Origin of the sequence: Candidatus Endomicrobiellum cubanum (genome assembly GCF_031278955.1) — a bacterium.
GTDB lineage: Bacteria > Elusimicrobiota > Endomicrobiia > Endomicrobiales > Endomicrobiaceae > Endomicrobiellum > Endomicrobiellum cubanum.
The window spans coordinates 1-4,240 of the sequence record NZ_JAITJM010000005.1; the positions used below are offsets into that span (position 1 = coordinate 1).

The window sequence follows — 4,240 nt, forward strand, 5'->3', positions numbered from 1 at the left end:
CTAGTACAAGGCTCTTTTTAGAGAGAAAACTACAGATTAGCACTAACGCCTGCTAAGAACTTAATTTGATCTAAGTCTTTAGTCTTACCGTCAAGTAAGTAATCCGAGTAATAAAAAAAGAGCAGTTTAACTTCATGCTCAGGAATTAGTAGTTATGGAAAAACCTTTCAAAAAAACTTAACCGCATCGCAAGGACGAATTTCAAGGATTTCCAACTTTGCATCCGACTTGCCAACTCTAGCCATCGTCACAAAGCCAACTTCTTGCCAAAATAAAGGCGCAAGCAGCGGCACATTGTAAGCAATATGGTTTAATAAATTTTTTTTTCCTGATCTAATTATTTATTTTGTTCAATTGAAATACTAAGTTTTTAATTTTTTCTACTTCTATTTTATATATATTTTCATATATATACTGAGTACTAAATGTACAACTATTTGCATAATCTAGTCCTAACTTCACACAAGCATCTTTAATGCTTATTTCGTCCTTACCCTCAATTTCTAAATAACTAGGAATCAACGGCCATGTATCTATATCTATTTCTACATTGTCTAAATAATACTTTTTCCTCCTATTTTCTTCTCTACTTGTTGCCACATATCCTAAGTGATTTAAAATTAGATTTGTATCCTCAAAATTTGAAACTGTAACTTCAATTTCTTGAACTCCATCTACTAAATCGGATTTTATTTCTTTTATCGCCAGTGTTGTTTCCTCTCCATTCGTTCTGAGGCGAATCCATTTTTTCTTATTTTTTTGGTCAATATGATAAACATTTCTAATCTGCGCCCACTCTCCAACAAAGACCGCACCCACTTCTTCCAATTTATTAATAATATCTTTTTCTGATATTTCTAAAAATTTCACTTCCCATTCAATTCGTGTATCATTCATATTTCTTTTTATTTATATATGGCACTTATCTAAATACTTTCTATAATAAGATTTCCATTATTGCTGCATAGTAAATCTAACACTTAGAATATTTTGCTATTAAGTTTAGCAATCGCTTCTTACGTTCAATTTTCTTCTTAATATAAGTATCTATATCTGGCTCTTCACCTATTTTCGCTTTATAAATATCTAACCAATTCATACTATTCAAACCTATCAAAAGTTATAAATTTCATTGCATTTATCTTTTCTCTATCGATACCAAAACATTTTTCATATGCTATATCAACACCACCGTATATTGCTTGCTGAATATCTAGCCCAAGCTTTTTAGAGGTTGATTTTACCAATTCTTCTGTTGCGGCTTCTATTTCAACAAAAGTATTTAGCCTAGGCCAAGTATCAAAACTTATTTCTACTAACTCTGAGGTATCTTTCCAGACCTCTCGGATATTCTCTTGATATGATTTTTCATACGCTCCACTAGCAACTAAAAATTCAGAGGCTTTATCAAAGTCGTTCACTATCACCTCCCATTCATGGACATCATGGATAGTTGCCCCAGTCACTTTTTTAATAGTCATTGTTATTTTATCATACTCCTGCCTAACTCTACCCCATTTTTGTCCAGCTTTAGGAATATCATAAAAACCAAAAGTTTTTCTTTTCATTAAAAACTTTGGAACAACACATTTAAAATTATTTTTTTCTAAAAGATTTTTTATCTTATTTGGATTTACATCTAAATATCTTGCTTCTATTTCTTTGCCCATTTTTTCTAATCCATAATATTGCCATAGAATCGCTCAACACACCAAGAACGAGTTGTTTCTGGATAACGACAATTAAAACAACAATTGGTATTAGTAGTAATTCTAAGTTTTAAATTCCCAATTATTTCCTCAAATGCTTTGCCAACGCCAAACATTTCAATAATATACGTTTTAAACTCGAATATATTTTTATCTAAATTTATAACATTAAATTTAATATTCTTATTTTCGTAGCATAAATATAAATCTAGTGATGTATCAAGACGAGCATAGTCGCCAACTGTCTCCCCACATTTCATTTTTATAGGACATATATTACATAATTTTGATTCATTTTTCTTTGCTTCCGGATTCAGTTTAATTTCAACACAGCCACCATCTTTTAATAAATACCTCATTCTATTACGAGATAATTTATTATCCAAATACATTATATTTTCAGTAATCGGTAAAATATATTGCTCTATAATATCATAATGCGATTGGAAATATAACTGAAAAAAGATATCTCTAACATTAGGTAATAATTCATAGAACTTGATGTTTAAATTATGCTTTCTAACAAATTCTAGTTGGTTTGGTATATCCTCTGTATATCCTTTTAATAAAGTCCTATTGATTTTTACTTTAATATTCGATTGAATTGCACCTTCAAAACCTTCCAGAAATTTTTCATAATTTCCGTGTCCTCCAGAGATATCTTTAAAAATTTCTGGAATAGTAGATTGTCAACTAATTCGTAATAAACTTAATCCTGCTGGTCTTAACTTTTTGTAATATTTATACAATAACTGTCCATTTGTAGTGATAGATACCACAAAACCTTTATTATTAAACAATCTAACTAAGTCCACTATATTATAATTATCATAACGATATAGCAGTGGCTCTTGTGCTGACAACTCTATCTCATGAGACCCACCTAACTGGTTCCAAGTATCTAAAAATGAACTTAACTCGTTCCAATCTATATACTTACTAATCATACATATAGCCTTTAATACGCTCTTTATGATTACAATATAATTGTTAAGATTTCTGTAACAATATCCTCAGGTAATCGGTTATCTGTCTCAATCCAAATTAAGTTATCTTGTTTTTTATATTCTTCTTGAATTCTTTCTTGTAATTCTTGATTATCATCAATACCAACAATATCTGTTCCAGAATTTTTTCTAAATCCTAATCTTAATATCCTTGTTTCCTTTTTAGCTAATAACAGAATTGACTTGTGTGGTTTTAAAATCAAACCACTCTCCAATACAAATTTATTTATATTTTAATATTATTATTTAATACAGAATGATACACTGTGGTTGAAATAAATGATCTATCAGATATCACATTTGAATATTGGAGTAAGTTAGAAATATTTTTGCAGTCATTAATACAGGATAGAGTGTAAAACGCATACCTCCCGATAATATTATTTAAATCATCAACCTCTTTTCTTATTTCTTTAAACAGAGTCCCCGGACTTGAATATAATTCGAAAAGAATCGACTTACGCACAAATGTCTGAGCAACTGTTGTCTTGCCAACACCATCAACACCATCTATCGAAATATAAATATTAGACATACTGATTTTCACTCCATTAAGACAATTGCTTTTGTGTAAAAAAACTAAAATAACAATAGAAAAGCCACCCGAACATGGCGGCAGGGGAGTAGTAAAATCAATCAAGAGATGACTCTTATGGTCTTTAGATGTAAAAAATAAATCCTGAACATGCACCATAAGCTCCCCAGCCTTTTAAAACTGAGGATTGGATATTTTGAAATTGAACTTTTCACGGAATCCTAAAAACCGTCTTGATTGAGCTTTACTAAGCCCTTTGCGCACCATTTTAGGCACTCAAGCATAAAGTTTCCTCTACACCTGCGTGCCCTCTATACTAATAAATAATCATAGTCAAGATAAAGTAAAAAAAATTTTGTCTGATTAATGTTTTGTTCATTAGAACTTATCCATTGGCAAGCAAGATTTTGGACTTTATCTGGATTATCTGGTGCATGGTTACTTTTGTAATCTCTTTTATGATAATCCCCGTATAAAACGAATTTTTACTTGCTTGTTTTTAGTGTAGAGTATTTTTTAAAAAGATAACTATTAAATATTACTATCTAAAATTATACTATTTTCAATAAGTTTTTATCTACAAATAATCATTTATTAGGTCAATGAATCAGGACACAAAAAGTTAAAAGTTAATCTGTAAATTAAGCGGTTATGCTCCAGAAATAGTATGTATGGAATCAACCGGCTGCTATAGTAAAAGGCTAATTAATGCGTTACATGAAAATCAGATTCCTTAGTCGCTTATATGGATTTTCAAAGAGTATTAACATTAAAAAGATCTTTTGTTTATAAGAAACAAGAGAAAAACCGAGAAATAGTGAGACCACCGCACTAGGATAGTCGCGATGAATTGTGCTCGCAGTGATGGCTAGCTGAAGGATTTTTATAAACGCTTAGTTCTCAATGGTAAACCGAGAAAGGTTGCCTTAACAGCGTTGATGAGAAAACTAATAATTATCTTGAATATGATGATTGCTAAAAATATACAT

Annotated in this window: 8 protein-coding genes and 1 pseudogene; 1 reads left to right on the forward strand and 8 read right to left on the reverse strand. The window is 30.4% G+C overall.

The features are described from left to right. Nucleotides 1–167 precede the first annotated feature (167 nt). The 8 genes from LBD57_RS00385 to LBD57_RS00420 form a co-directional block, all read right to left on the reverse strand. On the reverse strand, nucleotides 168–293 hold the full coding sequence (locus LBD57_RS00385; protein WP_373469373.1) for a hypothetical protein: 126 nt from the start codon (nucleotides 291–293) through the stop codon (nucleotides 168–170). 40 nt (nucleotides 294–333) lie between these two features. Then, nucleotides 334–897 (reverse strand): class IV adenylate cyclase, encoded by a 564-nt coding sequence (locus LBD57_RS00390; RefSeq protein ID WP_373469374.1) that lies wholly within the window; start codon nucleotides 895–897, stop codon nucleotides 334–336. Between the two features lie 76 nt (nucleotides 898–973). Beyond that, nucleotides 974–1,099 (reverse strand): hypothetical protein, encoded by a 126-nt coding sequence (locus tag LBD57_RS00395; protein WP_373469375.1) that lies wholly within the window; start codon nucleotides 1,097–1,099, stop codon nucleotides 974–976. A gap of 1 nt (nucleotide 1,100) precedes the next feature. Continuing rightward, the gene (locus tag LBD57_RS00400) at nucleotides 1,101–1,670 is read right to left on the reverse strand and encodes a hypothetical protein (RefSeq protein WP_373469376.1); all 570 of its coding nucleotides are present in this window, start codon (nucleotides 1,668–1,670) and stop codon (nucleotides 1,101–1,103) included. A 5-nt stretch (nucleotides 1,671–1,675) separates the two neighbouring features. Next, nucleotides 1,676–2,068 (reverse strand): hypothetical protein, encoded by a 393-nt coding sequence (locus LBD57_RS00405; RefSeq protein WP_373469377.1) that lies wholly within the window; start codon nucleotides 2,066–2,068, stop codon nucleotides 1,676–1,678. Between the two features lie 330 nt (nucleotides 2,069–2,398). Continuing rightward, nucleotides 2,399–2,656, reverse strand: coding sequence for a hypothetical protein (locus LBD57_RS00410; RefSeq protein WP_373469378.1), 258 nt, complete (start codon nucleotides 2,654–2,656; stop codon nucleotides 2,399–2,401). 29 nt (nucleotides 2,657–2,685) lie between these two features. Further along, the gene (locus LBD57_RS00415) at nucleotides 2,686–2,919 is read right to left on the reverse strand and encodes a hypothetical protein (RefSeq protein ID WP_373469379.1); all 234 of its coding nucleotides are present in this window, start codon (nucleotides 2,917–2,919) and stop codon (nucleotides 2,686–2,688) included. A gap of 23 nt (nucleotides 2,920–2,942) precedes the next feature. Then, nucleotides 2,943–3,410, reverse strand: coding sequence for a hypothetical protein (locus tag LBD57_RS00420; RefSeq protein ID WP_373469380.1), 468 nt, complete (start codon nucleotides 3,408–3,410; stop codon nucleotides 2,943–2,945). 713 nt (nucleotides 3,411–4,123) lie between these two features. Here LBD57_RS00420 and LBD57_RS00425 point away from each other — a divergent pair. Continuing rightward, nucleotides 4,124–4,240: pseudogene (locus LBD57_RS00425) on the forward strand (IS110 family transposase); the annotation flags it as partial.